16 protein-coding genes, 3 tRNA genes and 1 other annotated feature are annotated in these 20556 nt (G+C 39.4%); of the genes, 9 read left to right on the forward strand and 10 right to left on the reverse strand.

Features of this window, described 5'->3' with window-relative positions:
* Positions 1–5: 5 nt before the first annotated feature.
* The 4 genes from dnaN to BU202_RS07085 form a co-directional block, all read right to left on the reverse strand.
* The gene (dnaN, locus tag BU202_RS07070; RefSeq protein WP_075105097.1) at positions 6–1142 is read right to left on the reverse strand and encodes a DNA polymerase III subunit beta; all 1137 of its coding nucleotides are present in this window, start codon (positions 1140–1142) and stop codon (positions 6–8) included.
* A 184-nt stretch (positions 1143–1326) separates the two neighbouring features.
* Positions 1327–2664, reverse strand: a complete 1338-nt coding sequence (gene dnaA / locus BU202_RS07075) for a chromosomal replication initiator protein DnaA (RefSeq protein WP_075105098.1) — start codon at positions 2662–2664, stop codon at positions 1327–1329.
* Between the two features lie 202 nt (positions 2665–2866).
* Positions 2867–3631, reverse strand: coding sequence for a ParB/RepB/Spo0J family partition protein (locus BU202_RS07080; protein WP_075105099.1), 765 nt, complete (start codon positions 3629–3631; stop codon positions 2867–2869).
* 56 nt (positions 3632–3687) lie between these two features.
* Complete coding sequence (locus BU202_RS07085; RefSeq protein WP_089503454.1) at positions 3688–4887, reverse strand: S1C family serine protease; 1200 nt, start codon at positions 4885–4887, stop codon at positions 3688–3690.
* Between the two features lie 174 nt (positions 4888–5061).
* Here BU202_RS07085 and rlmH point away from each other — a divergent pair, with 174 nt between their 5' ends.
* Together rlmH and BU202_RS07095 are read left to right on the forward strand one after the other, a co-directional pair.
* On the forward strand, positions 5062–5541 hold the full coding sequence (rlmH, locus tag BU202_RS07090; protein ID WP_075105101.1) for a 23S rRNA (pseudouridine(1915)-N(3))-methyltransferase RlmH: 480 nt from the start codon (positions 5062–5064) through the stop codon (positions 5539–5541).
* Positions 5542–5565: 24 nt separating this feature from the next.
* Complete coding sequence (locus BU202_RS07095; protein WP_075105102.1) at positions 5566–6237, forward strand: YoaK family protein; 672 nt, start codon at positions 5566–5568, stop codon at positions 6235–6237.
* An 18-nt stretch (positions 6238–6255) separates the two neighbouring features.
* On the opposite strand, the gene BU202_RS07100 is transcribed toward BU202_RS07095, so the two are convergent.
* Positions 6256–6329: transfer RNA gene (locus tag BU202_RS07100), tRNA-Arg, on the reverse strand.
* A gap of 117 nt (positions 6330–6446) precedes the next feature.
* Here BU202_RS07100 and BU202_RS07105 point away from each other — a divergent pair.
* Together BU202_RS07105 and BU202_RS07110 are read left to right on the forward strand one after the other, a co-directional pair.
* Positions 6447–6518, forward strand: a tRNA-Glu gene (locus BU202_RS07105).
* Between the two features lie 5 nt (positions 6519–6523).
* A tRNA-Asn gene (locus BU202_RS07110) sits at positions 6524–6597 on the forward strand.
* A gap of 62 nt (positions 6598–6659) precedes the next feature.
* Here the strand turns inward: BU202_RS07110 and BU202_RS07115 are convergent.
* The 3 genes from BU202_RS07115 to BU202_RS07125 all read right to left on the reverse strand — a co-directional run bounded on the left by BU202_RS07115 (position 6660) and on the right by BU202_RS07125 (position 11870).
* The gene (locus BU202_RS07115) at positions 6660–9257 is read right to left on the reverse strand and encodes a YfhO family protein (RefSeq protein WP_075105103.1); all 2598 of its coding nucleotides are present in this window, start codon (positions 9255–9257) and stop codon (positions 6660–6662) included.
* A gap of 52 nt (positions 9258–9309) precedes the next feature.
* The gene (locus BU202_RS07120; protein ID WP_075105104.1) at positions 9310–10932 is read right to left on the reverse strand and encodes an ABC-F family ATP-binding cassette domain-containing protein; all 1623 of its coding nucleotides are present in this window, start codon (positions 10930–10932) and stop codon (positions 9310–9312) included.
* Between the two features lie 65 nt (positions 10933–10997).
* Entirely contained in the window at positions 10998–11870 is an 873-nt protein-coding gene (locus BU202_RS07125) for a YitT family protein (protein WP_075105105.1), read from the reverse strand.
* A gap of 97 nt (positions 11871–11967) precedes the next feature.
* Positions 11968–12167: a binding site (T-box leader), on the forward strand.
* A gap of 48 nt (positions 12168–12215) precedes the next feature.
* On the opposite strand from BU202_RS07125, the gene trpS reads away from it, so the two are divergent.
* The 3 genes from trpS (at position 12216) to BU202_RS07140 (ending at position 15990) form a co-directional block, all read left to right on the forward strand.
* A complete protein-coding gene (trpS, locus tag BU202_RS07130) occupies positions 12216–13241 on the forward strand; it encodes a tryptophan--tRNA ligase (RefSeq protein ID WP_075105106.1) in 1026 nt (341 codons plus the stop codon).
* Between the two features lie 237 nt (positions 13242–13478).
* A complete protein-coding gene (gene guaB, locus BU202_RS07135; RefSeq protein WP_075105107.1) occupies positions 13479–14960 on the forward strand; it encodes an IMP dehydrogenase in 1482 nt (493 codons plus the stop codon).
* 163 nt (positions 14961–15123) lie between these two features.
* Entirely contained in the window at positions 15124–15990 is an 867-nt protein-coding gene (locus BU202_RS07140) for a GRP family sugar transporter (RefSeq protein ID WP_075105108.1), read from the forward strand.
* 403 nt (positions 15991–16393) lie between these two features.
* Here BU202_RS07140 and recF read toward each other — a convergent pair whose 3' ends face one another.
* Both recF and BU202_RS07150 read right to left on the reverse strand, forming a co-directional pair.
* The gene (gene recF, locus BU202_RS07145) at positions 16394–17485 is read right to left on the reverse strand and encodes a DNA replication/repair protein RecF (protein ID WP_075105109.1); all 1092 of its coding nucleotides are present in this window, start codon (positions 17483–17485) and stop codon (positions 16394–16396) included.
* A 2-nt stretch (positions 17486–17487) separates the two neighbouring features.
* Positions 17488–17874: an RNA-binding S4 domain-containing protein gene (locus BU202_RS07150; RefSeq protein ID WP_075105110.1), complete on the reverse strand. Its 387-nt coding sequence runs from the start codon at positions 17872–17874 to the stop codon at positions 17488–17490.
* A gap of 73 nt (positions 17875–17947) precedes the next feature.
* On the opposite strand from BU202_RS07150, the gene yfmF reads away from it, so the two are divergent.
* Both yfmF and yfmH read left to right on the forward strand, forming a co-directional pair.
* Entirely contained in the window at positions 17948–19201 is a 1254-nt protein-coding gene (gene yfmF, locus BU202_RS07155; protein WP_075105111.1) for an EF-P 5-aminopentanol modification-associated protein YfmF, read from the forward strand.
* A 2-nt stretch (positions 19202–19203) separates the two neighbouring features.
* Positions 19204–20487, forward strand: a complete 1284-nt coding sequence (yfmH, locus tag BU202_RS07160; protein ID WP_075105112.1) for an EF-P 5-aminopentanol modification-associated protein YfmH — start codon at positions 19204–19206, stop codon at positions 20485–20487.
* The last annotated feature ends 69 nt before the right edge of the window (positions 20488–20556 follow it).

The raw sequence follows: 20556 nt of genomic DNA on the forward strand, positions 1-20556 counted from the left end.
AAAAACTAATTTGTGCGGACTGGTGTGATCAGTTGGATAAAATCAATTTCTTCTGTATTTGGCACAAGGGTAAAGGGACGAACTGGTGAAATAAAGCTGATCTTGATTTGTTCACTATTAGCTGCTTTTAGGGCATCAATCAGATAGGTTGGGTTAAAGCTGATGACCAAGTCCTCTCCTGTTACTTCTAACGTATCCAATTCTTCGTTTACCCGACCAACTTCTGGTGAATACACGTGAGCTGATACTTGACCGCCTGTAATTTCTAATTTTACGGTACCATTTTGAGTGGCATTTGATAGCAAACGGGCCCGCTCCATAGCTTGACGGAGTTTTGCAGTATCAAAAATAGCTGTTGTATTAAATTCTGTCGGAATCAAACGGTCAGTATCAGGATAGGTTCCTTCAAGCAAACGAGTATAGAAACTGATATGCTCGCTTCTAAAGAGCATTTGGTTGTTTGAGAAGAACACTTCTACCGTCTCAATATCATCTGTGAAAACAGTGACAAATTCACGTAGAGAACGGCTCGGAATGACCACATTGAAGTTATCCCCAGATTTATCCAAGGTTAATTTACGTTGGCTCATCCGATGAGAATCTGTCGCAACTGTTTTCAAGTATTTATTTTCTGTAAGAACAAAGTGAACACCTGTCAAGATTGGACGGCTTTCTTGGGTTGAAGCTGCAAAGGCTGTCTCGTTAATGGTCTCTTTCAAGACGCTGGTTTTGAGAATAAGCGGTTCAGCAGTTGACACTTCCTGCAAGCGAGGATATTGCTCTGCCTCTTTTCCTTTCAAGGTAATTTCTGATTTACCACTGGTTAAAACGATTTGTTGCTGCTCGATTTCACGGACATCTAAGACAATATCAGGTAGGCTTGAAACAACGTTGATAAAGAAAGAAGCCTCTAATAGGATAGAACCTGGCGAAGAAATCAACAAACCAGCATTTTCATCTTGGGTTGCAATGAAGTTTTCAATGGAAATTTGACCATTTGATCCAGTTAAGGTAATACCTTCAGTAGAGACTTCCATTTTTACAGTTGATAAGATAGGAATAGCATTTTTACTACTGATTGCCCGCTTGGTAATGGTAAGAGCCTGTAAAAATACAGTTTTATTGATAGAAAATTGAATCATGGATTCTCCTTTATTTATATATTATAAGATTAGTAGTAATAGTAGGCTCTGTGTATTCTGTGGAAAACAGCCTGATAGCGCGTGTTTCTTTGAAAAATACGATGTGCATAGCTTGTGGAAAACTGTGGATATTTCTCACAAGTTATCCTCATACTCGTCAAAAATCAAATTCTGATATAGAGTATCAGTTTCGAATTTTGTTTTTGATAGTAGTTAGTTCAATTTCGAGATTTTCATCGTCTGAGAGCATATTTTTGATTTTATTATGCGCGTGCATGACGGTTGTATGGTCGCGATTGCCAAATTCTTTCCCGATTTTTGGGAGAGAATTGTCGGTCATTTCACGTGCAAGATACATAGCCACCTGTCTAGCATGGACAATATTTTGAACACGTTTTGCCCCTTTGATTTCTTTGAGGCTAACCCCGTAAAATTCTCCTACTTCATGCTGAATGGTCTCAATCGCAATAACCGTATTGACAGGGTTTGTCTGTTTTCGAGCTCGAATAGCTTCCGCTGCGACATCAACGGTAATTTCAGTCAGATGTTTCACACTAGCTAATAGATGAATATCTTTTAAGGCGCCTTCTAGGTCGCGGACATTGGAATCAAATTGCCCTGCTAGATAAGAGAGAGTATCGTCTGTAAAGTCATAAGGATATTCTTCACATTTATTGCGCAAAATGGCGATACGCGTTTCTAAATCTGGCGGTGTAATATCCGTTGTTAATCCCCATTTAAAGCGCGTTACAATCCGTTCTTCCAGATTATCCAAATAGTCAGGATTACGGTCACTGGTTAAGACGATTTGCTTATTTTTATCGTAAAGTGCATTAAAAGTATGGAAAAATTCTTCCTGAGTAGAGGCCTTGTTTCGTAAAAATTGAATATCATCAATGAGTAGAAAATCTAAATTCCGATAGATTTCTTTGAATTGCTCCATCTTATTTAAGCGAAGATGATCTAGAAAGTCATTGATAAAGGTTTCTGTTGAAACATACTTGATACGGGCATTTGGATTATTTTCTAAAGCCTTATTTCCAATTGCGTTTAAGAGATGGGTCTTTCCTAAACCAGGTCCCCCATAGATAAATAGAGGATTATAGTAAATTCCTGGATTATCAGCAACCCCTAAAGCCCCAGCCTTTGCCATCTGATTATTAATTCCTTGGACAAAATTTGCAAAGGTATATTGAGGTTTGATATCTGGGTGAGGAGCTTGTTCTTCTTGCAGCTGCACTACTGGCTCACTGACTATAGCCTGTTCAGGGGCATCTGTGGTAAATTGATAGTCAATAGCAATTTGGCTATCAAAGATTTCGAATCCCGCAGTGATGAGAATATCTTTTAAATTTTGATCCCAAAAGAGCTGTTTATAAGGGCTGTCTAAGAATATCTGCGCTCGGTTTGAAGCGATATCTAGTAATTGGGCATTTTCAACGTAAAAATCATAGGCTCCTTGGTTGAGCTTGGCTTTAGCCAGCTGAAGAACCCTGCTCCAAAATGTTTGCTTCTGGTCCACTTTTTCCCCTCTCTTTCTATTTGATTTGGTCTTACTAGTGTATCATAAAAGAATAAAGTTTTCCACAACTTTATTCTTTTTCCACACGGTTTATAATAGTTTTCCACAAGTTGTGTATAATATGGGAAATTACTTGTTTTTCTAGAGGATTGGACAAGTTTTTAGTGTGAATAACCCTGTTCATCAATTAATTGTTTCCACACTAGTTTATAATGGTGTGGATAATTCGTTCGAATTCTTCAGCATTTTTAAAGGAAATGGATAGGGTGCCACTGCCATTTTTTTTCTGTTGAATGTCAACAACTGTTCCCAGTAGTTGCTGGAGATTTTCTTCTGCTTCTTTGACAAAGAGATTTTTGCTAGGTTGAATTGTTTTTGTTTTTTTGGTGGATAGGGCTGCTTCTAAAGCGCGGACACTTAGCTCTTTTTCAAGAATAGTATGGAGCCACTGCTCTTGCTCTTTTGCCTGATAAGGAATTAGGAGTCTAGCGTGTCCTTGTGATAGTCTTCCTTCTTCTACTGCTTGAATCAAGGGAGCAGATAGCTGCAATAGGCGCAGAATATTGGTGATATAAGGTCGTGATTTGCCCATGATTTGTGCAATTTCATCGTGGGTCAAGCCTTTTTCAATCAAGCGCTGATAAGATGTCGCTTCTTCAATTGGATTAAGGTCAGAGCGCTGCAGATTTTCAATAATAGCTTGAGAGAGCAAGTCATCATCAGACAAGTCTTTGACGACCACAGGAACGGTTGTCAAACCTGCCAATTGGCTGGCTCGAAGTCTCCTCTCTCCTGCTAATAATTCGTAGCCGATAATGGCTGATTTTCGGACAATCAAGGGCTGAATTAGACCATTTTCTCTAATCGATAGGGCCAGTTCTTCTAGCTTTTCTTGATCAAAATGAATCCGTGGTTGATAAGGATTAGGGCTGATGTCAGTGATTGCAATATAACGTAGTTCTTCCATACGTCCATCTTAGCAAAAAAAAGCTCACTTTACAATGATGTAAAGTGAGTAATTACCTAGTTTGAAAGGTCTTCTGTTGAATTGGTCAACTTGATGTCAATTGTGTTTTCTTTTCCGTGGCGAGAATAGGTAATGGAAATGGTGTCACCAACGGTATGTTTATACAGGGCACTTTGCAGGTCGCTGATGCTTTCAACCGTTTCACCGTCAATCTTGGTAATGACATCGTACTGTTCTAACTGACCGTCTGCTGGTAGGCCTTTTTGAGTAGAAAGAACGACGATACCAGCTTTTAAGTTATCATCTTCAATACCAGCTTTTTGGCGTTGTGTAGTCGAAAGATTGCTTAAATTAGCCATTTTAATTCCTAGTGCTGGACGGATAACTTTCCCATTTTTCTCTAGTTGATTGATGATGTTGACTGCATCATTTGCTGGAATTGCAAATCCCATTCCTTCTACAGCAACTCCTGCTGCTGAATTGGAGCTAGAAGTAATTTTGCTAGAGGTAATTCCGATGACCTGTCCCTGAATATTGATAAGAGGTCCACCTGAATTACCAGGATTGATGGCTGTATCGGTTTGAATGGCATTGGTTGAAATAGTCTGACCATCTTCTGACTTGGATGTTACTGTACGACTAAGACTAGAGACGATTCCCTGCGTTACTGTATTGGCATAGATACTCCCTAGCGGGCTACCAATCGCAATGGCTGTTTCTCCGACTTTAATCTTGTCGGAATCTGCAAATTCAGCAACGGTTTTCACCTTATCAGCTGCGATTTTAATGACGGCAATATCTGCGTAAGTATCTGATCCAATCAACTCTCCTTCTACTTTTTCACCTGAAGCCAGTTGGATATCGATTTTTTCAGCTCCTGCAATGACGTGCGTATTGGTGACAAGATAGGCAAATTTGTCTGTTTTTTTGTAAATAACTCCAGAACCTTCTCCAGCAACGGCTAAATCATCTGAATTGTCATTTTCTTCTAAAATAGAACGATAACCATTATCACGTGGTGTTTGATAGTTAATGACAGATACTACCGCATTTTGTACTTTTTCAACAGCTGAGGTTGTTGAATTTTCATTATTGTATTGTACCTTACTAACGATTGTCTGCTCGTTCTCTTTTTTAGTTTCAACGACTTGTGTTGGCTGCTTGGTTGTTTGAAATACGGGAGCGGCTAAGGCTCCTGCTAATCCTCCAGCAAATCCAAGTACAAGTATGAGTAGATATTTTACGATTTTTTTCATACAGATATTTTCCTCCGACATTTTGGTTCATCATAACCCTATTTTCTTAATTATAACTTAAAATGATAAAAAAGCAATCCACAGGTTGTGGATAACTTAGAAAAATCCTGTTAAAGTAGGCTATTACTAAACATTTATCAGTTGCATTTAGAGTGAATATGATACAATAATAGTATGAAAATAAAAATGATTACAGTTGGAAAGTTAAAGGAAAAATACCTCAAGGATGGGATTGCTGAATACGTCAAACGCTTGAGTCGTTTTGCAAAAATCGAGATGATTGAATTAGCTGATGAAAAGACACCTGATAAGGCCAGTCTAGCTGAAAATAAGGCTATTTTAAAAAAAGAATCTGAACGCATTTTAGCAAAAATCAACGAACGTGAATATGTGATTGCCTTAGCCATTGAAGGAAAACAATTTGCTTCAGAAGATTTCAGCCAGTTAGTGTCTGATACCATGGTCAAGGGCTATTCTGATATTAGCTTTGTCATTGGTGGTAGTTTGGGCTTGCATGAGACGGTTAAAAAACGGGCCAATCTTTTGATGAGTTTTGGACTCCTTACCCTACCTCACCAATTGATGCGTCTGGTTTTGATTGAGCAAATCTATCGATCCTTTATGATTCAACAAGGAAGTCCTTATCATAAATAGTTTCACGTGAAACGTAGGAGTAATATGTCAATAAACAAGGAATATCAAGTATTTGAAGGGTTACGAATTGCAACGGCTTTGACTTTTATCAGCGGTTATCTAAACGCTTTTACCTATGTTACTCAGGGAGGTCGATTTGCAGGGATTCAATCAGGTAATATTATCATGTTATCCTATTACTTAGCAAAAGGTGAAATATCACAGGTACTTAGCTTTCTAAACCCTATTTTTTTCTTTGTATTGGGACAATTTATTGTCTATCTCTTGAAGCGGAAATTGAAAAAAAATCGGTGGATATGGCATTTCTGCAGTAGCTTGTTGATGACTGCTTTTATCATTCTGGCAATTGTGATTTCTCCTTTTGTAGGTCCATTTTTCACCATGGCGACCCTAGCTTTTGTAGCTTCTATTCAAATTGGAACTTTTCAAAAATTACGAGGAGCCCCTTACGCCAATGTCATGATGACAGGAAATCTAAAAAATGCAGCTTATCTGTGGTTTAAAGGATGGATGGAGCATGATAAAATCCTTCGCAAAAGAGGACAGGAAACGATTCTGATTTTAGCTAGTTTTAGCGTTGGTGTAATTGTTTCAACGCTTCTTTCCCTAAGATTTTCCGAATATGGACTTATCTATGTCTTGATTCCAGCCCTATATGTCAATTATGAATTATGGAGAGAAAAAAGCCTAGCATAGAAGCTAGGCTTTATCAGATGATTCCAGCAGGATTCGAACCTGCGACCGTTCGCTTAGAAGGCGAATGCTCTATCCAGCTGAGCTATGGAACCGCTCAGTAACCATTTTATTCTATCGTAAACAAGACGGAATGTCAAGATATAGAAAAAAGCAAAAAAAATAGCTTGACAAAGAGATAAGGTCTATATTATACTAGATAGTGCTTGAATGGTCCGTTGGTCAAGGGGTTAAGACACCGCCTTTTCACGGCGGTAACACGGGTTCGAATCCCGTACGGACTATTTTATCCGCCATAGCTCAGTTGGTAGTAGCGCATGACTGTTAATCATGATGTCGTAGGTTCGAGTCCTACTGGCGGAGTAAGAGTGATTCCCTGATGTTTTAGGGGATTTTTTTATTTTATTATGTAAAAAAGCGGGGAATTATTCCTCCGCCTTTTTACTTGTTATGATACTGATTCGCTTCTTGGTGCGCATCCTGTTGTAGAAACTAAAGAGTAAGATTCCTATTCCAAAACAAGAAGCCCCAATCACAAATCCATGAGGAATGAATGAGAGTACAATCTTTCCGCTCCCTTTTTTGACATCTACTTTCATGAAGCCATTTTGCGCTTTTGTAATCGGTAAAGCCTTGCCATCTTGGCTGGCAGACCAGCCCTTGTCATAGGGGAGGGTTAAGAGCAATGAGGCATCCGTATCAGATGTATAGTCGACAGTAATCTTGTTTCCTTTTGTTTTTACCTGTACTTCTTGACTTCTTAGTTTATCCATGGCTACTTGATAAGCAACTGTATCCAATCGATAAAATTGCGGTTTATCAAATGAGACTTGGGAATTACTAGGAAAGCTCATTGTTAAGGTCACAACTTGTTCATCTTCAAAATATCCTGCATCAAAAAGTGAGAAGGTATTATCAAGAGTAAAGTTTTTAGTGACATTATTGATGGTGAACTGCACATTCTTACTATTATCACTTGTAAAATTGATATTTGGAATGTTGACATATAATTGTGTATGAGCAGGGACCAATAGTGAATACTGGATGCGAGGTGTCTCATCTTTTTCCGTTTTAGAAACAGTTACACGATTCGTTAATTCAGATCCATTCTCAACATTGGAAGGTTCTAAGCTGTGGTAATACTGTAAATCGAGCCCAGCTAACTGGTTTAGGAAATGGGTTTGATTATCAAGTGTCAGATTAGAGAAGTTTACATCTTTGTAAACCTTACTTGTTAATACTGCTAAGGGAAGGGAGTAGGCATTTTCATAGAGATAATAAGAGCCACTTGAATGGATTGGAGAAAATCCGAATTTAGACAGGTCACCTTCTACTAAATTATACTGGACAGCAAAGAGACTATCTGCCAGAATGGTATTATTTTGATAGCGTAAATTCAAATTTGTACCGTCAGAACGAAAACCTAATTTATCTAAAGTGGAGCTTGAAGCGCGATTCCGAATGGAAGAAAATTGAGAGATACCATTGTAATTGTATTTCATGCTATCATTTCCTGTTTGAGGAAAGATTCGCTCAGTTCGATAAAATGTTTCATTGGTAGATTTTGCATACTTTACAATCTTGTCAATATCTGTCAAGTTTTGCTCGTAATTCTCACGACTTGGGAAGTGCCATTCAGCAGACAAACCGTCAACTTGAAAGTTGGTATTCAATCCAAGTTCAAAGAGGACGAACAATAGACTGACACATGAAAAGACTTTTATATTAATTCGCTTTTTACTGATGGCAAATAGAAGAATTCCGTAGGCTATTAAAAATTCAAAGGATAGTAAAAAATGAATAGATGTCAGAAATTCATAATGATTGAAGGCAAAAAATGTTGTTCCAAATCCAACCAGTAAGAAGAGAATAGAGGGAAGGTAGTTACGCAAATGAATATCTACCAATCGTGTCAATGTCTCTGCAGCCATGTAAATGATGACTAATGGAAAAATCCAAGCGTAGCGGTGTAGGAACATATTGGGCGCGTGCATTCCCTGCCAAAAAAGATCAAGTGGTTGGAGATAAAAACTAGCAACGATAAAGGTAAGTAGCACACCATAGCTGACTTTCACCTGCCATTTAATCGATTTTATAGTGAAGAAAATAAGGGCAAAGAGTAGGGGAAAAATTCCTACATAAATCATAGGAATGGCACCAAACTTCGTTGTATCATAGCTTCCAACTAAATTTTTAGCAAAAATATCCAAATACCAAGAGTTTTCTGTCTGTAAGTTGACAATCTTTGTCAACTTTTCTCCATGTGTTTTTAAATCCAGATAGGTCGGCAGGAGCATAATCATGCTGGAGAGACCTGCTAATAGTGACACAACTGTAAAGTCAACAAAAGATTTGATTCTTTCCTTAAAATTCCAAGATAGCTGGACAAGAAACCAAAGGGCTAAAAACAAGGCCATCATATATCCAAAATAATAATTTTGAATAAACAAACAAGTAAGACTAACAAAATAGAGGATTCTTCCTCTTCCTTCTTCCATTATCTTGTGAAGTCCAAGGAGAATAAGTGGCACCAAAATAAAGGTATCTAGCCAAATGTTTATTTCTAGCTGACTGGTCGCAAAACTCATTAATGCAAAAGAAGTGGATAACAGTATGGCAAGGATAGGTTGTAATTTTTTATGGATAGTAGAGAGACTAACGTAAGTTGACAACCCTGTCAATCCGAACTTTAGTAGTGTAAAGAGATAGAGGGCATCTGGCATGCTTTTTAAATTAAAAAAGTAGGTCAAGGGAGATAAGATAGAGCCCAAATAATAAGAAGATAAGGCATAAAAATTTAAGCCTAATCCACTCGTAAAGGTATAGAATAGGGAGCCGTCGCCGTGTAAAGTATTTCGCAATACTTGGTTAAAAATGACATACTGGTGGAAGGCATCGCTTGCTAAAATTGTGGTCTCACTTCCCCACCAAATTCCTTTCATGGCTAAGATACTAGCGATGATAAGGATAGGTAGTAGGAAAGAGGCGACTAAAAATAGGTATTTTGAGTGTTTTTTGAACATAATGCTTATTTTTCTATTTGCAAGAAAAGGCGAATCAGATCGCCTTTTTCTTTTAATCTTTCCAAAGTTCTTTTACTTTTGCTTGCACTTCTTGATTTTCCAAGAATTCATCGTAGGTTTCATCGATACGGTCAATGACTCCATTTTTTGAGATAACAATAATATGATTGGCTAGGGTTTGAATGAATTCATGGTCGTGGCTGGCAAAGATGATAGATTCCTTGAAGGCCTTCAGTCCGTCATTCAAACTAGAGATAGATTCCAAGTCTAAGTGATTGGTTGGGTCATCGAGGACAAGGACATTTGATTTGAGGAGCATGAGTTTTGAGAGCATCACGCGCACCTTTTCTCCTCCTGAAAGGACATTGACAGGCTTGTTCACCTCATCACCAGAAAAGAGCATACGTCCTAAGAAACCACGCAAGAAAGTATTGTCATCTTCTTCCTTGCTTGCAAACTGACGGAGCCAGTCGAGAATGGATTCATCACTTGCAAAATCGCGACTATTATCTTTCGGTAGGTAAGATTGACTAGTTGTCACACCCCATTTAATAGTTCCTTCGTATTCGATATCTCCCATAAGGGCACGAATCAGCGCTGTTGTCTGAATATCATTTTGACCGATAAGGGCTGTCTTGTCACCTGGACGAAGAATAAAGCTGATGTTATCTAAGATGACTTCTCCATCAATGGTTACTTTCAAGTTTTCAACGGTGACTAAATCATTTCCGATTTCCCGCTCAGCCTTGAAATTGATAAATGGGTATTTACGGCTTGATGGGATGATTTCTTCTAATTCAATCTTGTCGAGCATCTTCTTACGAGAAGTCGCTTGTTTAGATTTTGAAGCGTTGGCAGAAAAGCGGGCAACGAATTCTTGCAATTCCTTGATTTTTTCTTCTGCCTTGGCATTGCGGTCAGCTTGCAATTTAGCAGCCAATTCGCTTGATTGTTTCCAGAAGTCATAGTTTCCGACAAAGATTTTGATTTTGCCAAAGTCTAGGTCAGCCATGTGGGTACACACTTTATTGAGAAAATGGCGGTCGTGGGACACGACAATGACTGTATTTTCAAAGTCAATCAAAAAGTCTTCGAGCCAGTTAATTGATTGAATATCAAGACCGTTGGTCGGCTCATCAAGGAGTAGGACATCTGGTTTACCAAAGAGAGCCTTGGCTAGGAGAACTTTTACTTTTTCCCCATTTGTTAACTCACTCATATTTTGGTAATGAAGATCTTCAGAAATGTTCAGATTTTGCAAGAGTTGAGATGCTTCACTTTCTGCTTCCCAGCCACCTAATTCTGCAAATTCACCTTCTAATTCGGCTGCACGGACACCGTCTTCATCTGCAAAGTCTTCCTTCATGTAAATGGCGTCTTTTTCTTTCATGATGCTGTAAAGTTGTTCATTTCCCATGATTACAACATCAATCACACGCTCATCTTCGTAGTCAAAGTGATTTTGGCGTAGGACAGAAAGACGTTCGTCTGTTCCAAGGGAAATATGACCAGTTGTTGGCTCAATGTCACCCGCTAAAATTTTCAGGAAGGTTGATTTACCGGCACCATTAGCTCCAATCAAGCCGTAGGTGTTTCCTGCTGTAAACTTAATGTTGACATCGTCAAATAATTTTCGATCGCTAAAACGAAGCGATACATCTGATACTGTAAGCAATACAATTCTCCTATTTCTATGATTAGTCTTATTCTACTCTAAAAAAGATGATTTTTCAATTGAAACTACATTGGAATGAGAATATCTTTCTCTAAATTTGGATGCATCTTTTGTAAACTAAAGCCTCTTCCCCTTACTTGGGTGGCAGGCATGACGACAATAAAGGCTGTTTCATCGATGGCAAGAATATTGGTTTCTAACTTTTGATATTCGAGACGGGAAACAGTTGTCATCAGCATGCGATTTTCCTGACCTGTAAACCCACCGACCATGGGAAGTTCGGTCACACCACGATCTGCCACCTTTGTGATGTATTCCTTGATTTTCGCATGGTGTCTCGAAATAATCATGATATTTCGTGATGAATCCGCTCCTGCCATGACAAGGTTGACAACGTAGGTAATGGAGAGTAAAGCAATGATGGAGTACATGACTGTATCCGCGTCAAAGGCGATAAATCCAAGCCCTACGACAATCCCATCCACAAACGCCATGCTGGTTCCAAGTGGAATGGGTGTGTATTTTTCAAATAGCTGAACAATGATGCCAGTACCACCCGTTGATGAATGTCCGATGAAGACAAGTCCTAAACCAAATCCGAGAACAGCTCCTCCAAAGATGGCTGCTAGAAGCGTATTGTGTGTCAAGGTTGGTAAACCTGCTGTCAACTTGATGAAAATTGGGTAAATCCAGGCACCGTAAACAGTTTTAATGAAGACTTCCTTACCCAAGCAGAAAAAACAAAGGAGCAAGAGGGGAATATTGGCATAGAGTACAAAGTTAGCGGTGTTCCAACCAAATAAGGCGTTCATGCTAATCGCAAGGCCCCCAACTCCCCCAGAAGCAATATGGTTTTCAACAAACATGCTATTGAAGGCAACAGCAGAAATAAATGCTCCGATTGTAACGAGAGCAAAATCTTTTATTTTTTGTTTCATATAGGTATCCTATCTGTCAATGTTCAGCTTCTATTATCCCTAATTCTAACCCTGCCGTCAAGTTAAGAATGGCTTGACTTTCTATTTTTTAGGGTATATAATTGAAAAGAATCAGAAAAGTAGTGAATTAGCTATTTTTAGAGAGCCTGTGGTCGGTGAAAACAGGTAATAGCGATTGATGAATGGGCTGATGGATCAAGAATCTGAAATCATAAAGATTCGGCTTGCAGGCCTTATATGCAAATGAGATGAGATGACTCATAAGTGAGGTGGCACCGTGTCTTTGACGCCCTCGCATGGCTTTTTGCTGTGCGTGGGTTTTATTGTATGGAAAAGGAGAATATCATGACAAAACCTATTATACTAACAGGAGATCGGCCGACTGGAAAATTGCATATCGGGCATTATGTCGGAAGTTTACAAAATCGTGTCCGTCTGCAAAATGAAGGCAAGTATGACATGTTTGTCTTTTTGGCAGATCAGCAGGCTCTTACAGACCATGCGAAAGAACCGCAGAAGATTGTAGAGTCTATCGGGCATGTCGCTCTTGATTACTTGGCAGCGGGCTTGGATCCTGAAAAATCCACGATCTTCATCCAAAGTCAGATACCAGAATTGGCTGAATTGTCCATGTATTATATGAACTTGGTTTCATTGGGACGCTTAGAGCGCAATCCGACCGTGAAAACAGAGATTGCTCAAAAAGGCTTTGGTGAAAGCATTCCGACAGGATTTTTAGTCTATCCTATCGCCCAAGCTGCAGATATTACTGCATTTAAGGCAAATTATGTGCCAGTTGGGGTTGACCAAAAACCGATGATTGAGCAGACCCGTGAAATTGTCCGTAGTTTCAATCATGCCTATCAGACAGATGTCCTAGTTGAGCCAGAAGGGATTTATCCGACACATGAGGGTGCTGGACGGCTTCCAGGACTAGACGGCAATGCCAAGATGTCTAAGTCGCTAAATAACGGGATTTATCTAGCTGATGATATGGATACGCTCAAGAAAAAGGTCATGAGTATGTATACGGACCCTGACCATATCAAGGTGGAAGACCCAGGTAAGATTGAGGGCAATATGGTCTTTCATTATTTGGACGTCTTTGGTCGTGAGGAAGACAAGGCTGAAATCGAAGCGATGAAAGAGCATTACAAGCAGGGTGGCCTTGGAGATGTGAAGACCAAACGCTATTTATTAGACATCCTAGAGCGGGAATTAGGCCCGATTCGGGAGCGCCGTTTGGAATTTGCTAAGGACATGGGTGAAGTCTACAACATGCTTCAAAAAGGCAGCGAAAAAGCTCGCCAAGTAGCAGGTCAAACTCTTTCAGAAGTCAAAGCAGCGATGGGCTTGAATTATTTTAGTTAATCCAAATATTAAAAAGAGCAGAAAGATTATTTCTGCTCTTTTTCTGAACGAAAATAATAAAAATATCCATAAAGTTCGTTTTATAAAAGATGTTATTCCTTTAATATCTTATTTAAAAGAAAATTTGTAATTTAAGGCGAATAATAATTGACAAATGATTTCAAAATGGTATGATATTTAAAATACAAATCAGCTAGTCTTAGCTGGAAAAAATAAGAAGAAAAGAGGAATCTGTGGATGTCTAATTGGGACACAAAATTTTTGAAAAAAGGTTTTACCTTTGATGATGTATTGCTTATTCCAGCGGAAAGTCACGTTTTGCCAAATGATGCCAATCTCCAAACAAAACTGGCTGAGAATTTAACCCTTAATATCCCAATCATTACGGCAGCTATGGATACCGTAACAGAAAGTAAAATGGCGATTGCGATTGCGCGTGCAGGTGGTCTCGGTGTCATTCACAAGAACATGTCAATTGAACGTCAGGCAGATGAAGTACGCAAGGTAAAACGCTCTGAAAATGGCGTCATTATCGATCCATTTTTCCTCACTCCAAATCATACGATTAAAGAGGCAGATGAATTGATGGGACGCTATCGTATCAGTGGTGTGCCAATCGTTGAAACCATGGAAAATCGTAAATTGGTCGGTATTATCACCAACCGTGACATGCGTTTCATATCAGACTACGACCAGCCTATTTCAACTCATATGACCAGCGAAAATCTTGTGACAGCGCCAGTTGGGACAGATTTAGAGACGGCAGAAAGCATTTTGCAAGAACACCGTATTGAAAAACTTCCTCTTGTGGATGAAAATGGTCGCTTATCTGGCTTGATTACGATTAAAGATATTGAAAAAGTGATTGAGTTTCCAAATGCTGCCAAGGACGAATTTGGTCGTCTGCTTGTAGCGGGGGCAGTTGGAGTGACTTCGGATACCTTCGAGCGTGCAGAAGCCCTCTTTGCAGCAGGTGCAGATGCGATTGTTATCGATACGGCTCATGGCCATTCAGCAGGCGTTTTGCGCAAGATTGCAGAAATCCGTGCGCATTTCCCAGACCGTACTTTGATTGCAGGAAATATTGCAACAGCAGAAGGTGCTCGTGCGCTCTATGATGCTGGGGTTGATGTAGTTAAGGTTGGTATTGGACCAGGTTCTATCTGTACAACCCGTGTCATTGCAGGGGTCGGAGTACCGCAAGTCACAGCAATCTACGATGCAGCACAGGTTGCGCGTGAATACGGAAAAACGATTATCGCAGACGGTGGAATCAAGTATTCTGGTGATATTGTCAAGGCCCTTGCAGCAGGTGGACATGCGGTCATGCTAGGCTCTATGTTTGCAGGGACAGATGAAGCACCGGGAGAAACTGAAATCTTCCAAGGACGTAAATTCAAGACATACCGTGGAATGGGCTCGATTGCTGCGATGAAAAAAGGCTCAAGCGATCGTTACTTCCAAGGCTCTGTCAATGAAGCCAACAAGTTGGTTCCAGAAGGAATCGAAGGCCGTGTTGCTTACAAAGGCGCAGCAGCAGATATCGTATTCCAAATGCTCGGTGGTATTCGTTCAGGTATGGGCTATGTTGGTGCAGCTAATATCCAAGAATTGCATGACAATGCTCAATTTATCGAAATGAGTGGTGCAGGTCTGAAAGAAAGTCATCCACACGATGTCCAAATTACCAACGAAGCACCAAACTACTCTGTTCAATAATAGCGCTAAAGAATCTCTGAAATGTTTCAGAGGTTCTTTCTTTGTCTTTACAAAGACGATCCATTGTGTTAGAATATGGAACTATGTTGAAAATAATAAGATATATTTACAATTGTGTAAATTAAGTTTACAAAACTGTAAAATAATCTGTAAAGGAGAAGAAATGCAAGGTATTTTATACGCACTGATCCCAATGGTAGCTTGGGGTAGTATTGGTTTTGTCAGTAATAAGATTGGTGGCAAGCCCAATCAACAAACTTTTGGAATGACACTGGGAGCGCTCTTGTTTGCATTGGTTGTTTGGCTGATAGTCAGACCAGAAATGTCAGTTTCTCTATGGGGATTTGGCATCATAGGTGGTATGCTTTGGTCCATGGGGCAATATGGCCAATTCCGTTCCATGCAGTATATGGGAGTGTCAGTCGCAAATCCTCTATCTAGTGGTGCTCAATTGGTGTTTGGTAGCTTGATTGGTGCAATCATCTTTGGTGAATGGAGCAAACCAACTCAATTTTTACTTGGAATTCTTGCTCTTTTGCTCCTTGTCATTGGATTTTACTTCACTAGTAAGCAGGATGATGAGAAATCTTATACAAATACCAACCATGAGTTTGGAAAGGGGTTCCGTGCATTGACTTACTCGACTGCTGGTTATCTATCTTATGCGATTTTGTTCAATAATATCATGCATTTTGATGCTTTAGCAGTTATTCTTCCGATGGCTGTCGGCATGGTCCTAGGTGCGATGATCTTTATGAAATTCAAGATTCAGCTTGAAGCAGTTGTGATTAAAAATGCACTAGTTGGTCTCATGTGGGGGATTGGAAATATCTTTATGCTTCTTGCTGCTGCTAAGGCAGGTCTTGCTATAGCTTTTAGTTTCTCACAACTGGGTGTGATTATCTCGATTATCGGTGGTATCCTCTTTTTAGGTGAAACTAAAACGCGCAAAGAAATGCGCTGGTTAACTATTGGAATTGCTTGTTTTGTGATTGGTGCGGTCTTATTAGGTGTCGTAAAATCCTATTAGTAGTTTCTATAGCTTTACTCAGCCTAGTCCTAAAAAAAATCGAGAGACAATACTTTACATATATGTAAAGATAAAAAGCTGGCTATGCCAGCTTTCAGAACGTAGAAAAAACAAGACTTATTTAAACAAGTTCAAAAGCTCTGCTAACGTACCATTCGATTTCCGATTTTTGCGAGCAGAGCGAGCCTCATCAGCTACTTTTCGCTGTGGTAAAAGTAGGGAGTAGGATAAAAATCGTGATTTCGCAGAAATCGATTATCCTCGCTCCTTTGTTTCTGGGCTCGGGCTAAAATAATCCACTGGATTATTTTACTCCGCAGGAAGTCGCTACCGTCCGCACCACCTAAGAAAAGTAGCACAAAAGAACTTTTTCTTAAATCTTAAAGCTGGCATAGCCAGCTTTTTATTGTTCTTGAATATGACCTTGATGGACGGTGAAGATTTTGACGTCTTCAGGCAGTGTGGACAAGTGGTCAAGGCTCGTTGTTGTGATGAAGGTCTGGATATTGTGGGAAATAGTTTCTAGTAATTTAACTTGACGGTTATTGTCAAGTTCACTCATCACATCGTCAAGCAGTAGGATAGGGTATTCACGCGTGACTTCTTTCATTAGTTCAATCTCAGCTAATTTGAGTGATAATACAAGACTGCGATGTTGCCCCTGACTTCCGTAGTGGGCATTTACACCGTTTAGAAAAAAGGCAATATCATCGCGATGGGGTCCTACACCGGTATTTTTTTTGAACAAATCTCGTTTTCGACAGTTTGTTAGTTCTGTCAAGAAACTGTCAATTAAACTGTCAATATCTGTAAACTTGATAGAAGATTGGTATTGGACGGTCAATTCCTCACGTTGTTCCGAGATTTCTAGGACTTTTTGATTGCCAAAGAACTCTAGTTTTTTTAGAAATTCTATTCGTTGTAAAATGACCTTGCTGCCGTATTCAGCTAATTGCTGGTCTAAGACAGAGAGAAAGGTTTCGTCGATTTTATCTGAGGATTTGAGATAGGTATTTCGCTGCTTGAGAATATGGTTGTAATTAGATAAATCAGACAAGTAGATTGGCTTGATTTGTCCCAATTCGACATCGATAAATTTTCTTCTAAGTGCAGGAGCACCTTTAATCAGCTGTAAATCCTCTGGGGCAAAAAGAACAACATTCATGTGTCCGATATAGTCGGATAATTTAGATTGCTTGAGATGATTGATCTTAGTGATTCTCCCTTTTTCTGTCAACTCGATGTCAAGCGGAAGTTTACCGGCTTTACGATGGAGTAAACCATTGAGTGAAAGAGTTTTTTGCTGAAACTGCATTAAGTCCTTATCAATCCGTGTCCGATGGCTACGCGTAAGGGCTAAGAAATAGATACTTTCCAAGATGTTGGTTTTACCTTGGGCATTTTGTCCCAAAAAGACGTTTAATCCATTATGAAAGTCAATATCCAGCTCTTGGTAATTGCGAAAATGCTGTAAATGTAATGATTCGAGCCACATGCTTAGGTACCTGGAAAGCGGACAGGTGCTTTTTTCTGTCTATTATTGTTGGTCTTATGAGAAGAAGTGGTTTGTGGTTTGCTCTTTTTGTTTTGTGCATTGAGCTGTTTGACAAGTTGAGCGACCCGTTCTTTTTCAGCCTTGTTTTCCTCATATTCTCTTTGTTCAGCTTCTGTTGGTGCCACTATTATAATGTTTACATCGTGACTTGGAATGTTGATGACATCCCCAATACGGATTTTTTTGCGTCTACGTTCTTCTTTTTCACCATTAAAAAAGACGGGGAATTCCTGTAAAAATCCCTTAATAGCTCCTCCGCTTTGGATGACTCCAACTTCTTTTAACAATGCTTGTAAAATAATGTATTCTTCGTATAATTTGTAGTCCATAAATTACCTCGTTTCAGTTAATTATATCATAAAATGGTATAATTGAAGCTAGAATGTTTGAGAGAGGTTTCGTATGAAATTACAAGAAGGTGTCCAGCTTCATTTTATTCCCGCAGATAAGTTTACGACCAATCAGATTTTGGTCCGTTTTGCTGCGCCTATGAATAAGGAGACCGTTGCTGGACGTGTGCTTGCCTCTAATATCTTAGATATGGCCAATCAAGTCTATCCTACTTCTCATCTCTTTCATAAGCGATTGGCAGAGTTGTACGGAGCACAGTTTTCCACCAGCGTCTCAAGAAAGGGCAAGGTTCATTATGTTGACATAAGACTATCGTATGTCAAGTCCAGCTACTTGCCGAATCAGACAGATTTGACACTTTCCTTGCTTGATTTTCTCTATGCTAGTCTATTTAAGCCCTTGGTGAAAAAAGATGGTTTTGAGTTAAAACTATTTGAGATTGAACAGACAAATTTATTGAACTATCTCGATGCCGAAGTAGAAGACCATTTTTACCATGCAGATGTGGAATTGGCATCTCTCTTTTTTGAAGATGAACATTTAAAAATTCCGCGGATTGGAAAACGGGAGTTAGTAGAGAAAGAGACTGCTCAAACCGTTTACAAGGCTTTACAGGATATGATTCATCTGGATCGGATTGATTTCTTTGTTTCAGGAGAAGTTGACCAAGAAATGGTCATCAAGCTACTACAGGATTTTCGCTTTTCTTACCGCAATCCCAAGCTAGAATGGACTTACCAGCAGCCTTTTTCAACTATTGTCAGAGAAAAAATGGAACGAAAGGAAGCAGGACAATCAATTCTAGAGTTGGCCTACCATTTACAACATGTTTACAACGATGTCAATAACATTCCTTTAATCGTCTTTAATGGCTTGTTTGGCGCATTTGCTCATTCTAAATTATTTACAAATGTTCGTGAAAAAGAAGGACTTGCTTATACAATCGGAAGTCAGTTAAATATCTTTTCAGGGCTCTTGAAGGTCTACGCAGGCATTGACAAGGATAATCGAAAAAAGGCCATGCGATTGATTAGTAAGCAATTATTAGATATAAAGAGGGGCTGCTTTACAGATGAAGAATTGGAATTGACAAAGATGATGCTGATTCATTCTGCTACTCTGTCTAAGGATAAGCAGAGCCAGCTGATTGATCAAGCCTATAATAAGATTATTTTCGGTGAGGGTCAACTTAATTTACAAGAATGGATAGAATCTGTCAATCAATTGTCAAGGGAAGATGTTATTCGGGTAGCAAAATTGGTCCGACTACAGGCAGTCTATTTTATGGAAGGAGTTATGCAGTAAAGATGAAGTTGACAGAAAAGACCTATCCTTACTTAAAAAATCCCATTTATGAGTGTCAGCTAGAAAATGGATTAAGAGTCGTCTTGATTCCTAAAAAAGATTTTCATGAAACCTATGCTATTATAACGGTTGATTTTGGTTCTGTTGACAATAGGTTTACATCTATTGGTGGTGGTATCAAGTCTTATCCGGCAGGAATTGCACATTTTTTAGAACATAAACTATTTGAGACGGAAGATGGTGGGGACATCTTGCAGGAGTTTGCAAAGTATGGTGCGAATGCCAATGCCTATACTAGCCTTAACCAGACTAGCTATCTTTTTTCAACGACAGGCGAACTTCGTCACCCGCTTGATTTGCTTCAGAAAATGGTACGAGAGGCGCATTTTACCGATGAGAGTGTGGAGAGGGAAAAAGAAATCATCAGTCAAGAAATTGAAATGTATGCAGATGATCCTGACCATCGTCTTTATCTGGGGATTTTGAAAAGTCTTTATCCTAATACCGCTTTGGCTGAAGATATCGCGGGTACAACAACCTCTATTCACGAGATTTCAGCTGCAACCTTGCGCGAAAATTTTCAGCAATTTTATCAGCCTAATGCAATGACGTTGGTGGTCATGGGGGATATAGATGTTTCTCAAGTTTTTGATTGGATTGATATCTACCAAGCAGAAAATCAGGTGACACAAGAGGAATTGCCAGTAGCTATTCCTGTCCAGAAAGAAGCGGTCATCGAGCATGGTAAGGAAAGTTGGGAAGTAGCGTTGCCGAAACTGGCTATCGGTCTGCGAGGCAATGATTCTATTGCAAAGGGAAAGGAACAGTATTACCGGGTTTGCCTGTCATTTTTACTTGCCATGCTAATCGGACGGACCTCGAAACGTTATCAGACTCTCTATGAGACAAATAAGATTGACCATTCCTTGAGTTTTCATATTGAAGTTCAGCAGGGCTATCATTTCGTAGTAGTGACGGGGGATACGGCAGAGCCAATAACAGTTTCCAGTCAGTTGCGCAAGGCCTTTTTGAATTTTGAGCGGGATGAGGATGTGACGCAGGAGCATTTCCAAATTCTCAAGAATGAGATGTACGGTGAATTTATCCGTGGTCTCAACTCTTCAGAGTTTACGGTCGGCTATTTTGTGAGTCATTTTTCAGAAACCGAATCTATTTTTGATATTCCTGAACTCCTGACTAGTTTGACACTGGAGGATGTGTTGGTGGTTGGACGGCAATTTATGACTCAGTGTGATGTGGCAGATTTTATCATTTTTCCAAAATAAAAGTGAATTAACATCGAAATTTCCCTAAATTTTTGGTACAATATGGTATTGAAAACTAATTGATAGAGA

It is taken from the genome of Streptococcus cuniculi (assembly GCF_001921845.1).
GTDB classification, from domain to species: domain Bacteria; phylum Bacillota; class Bacilli; order Lactobacillales; family Streptococcaceae; genus Streptococcus; species Streptococcus cuniculi.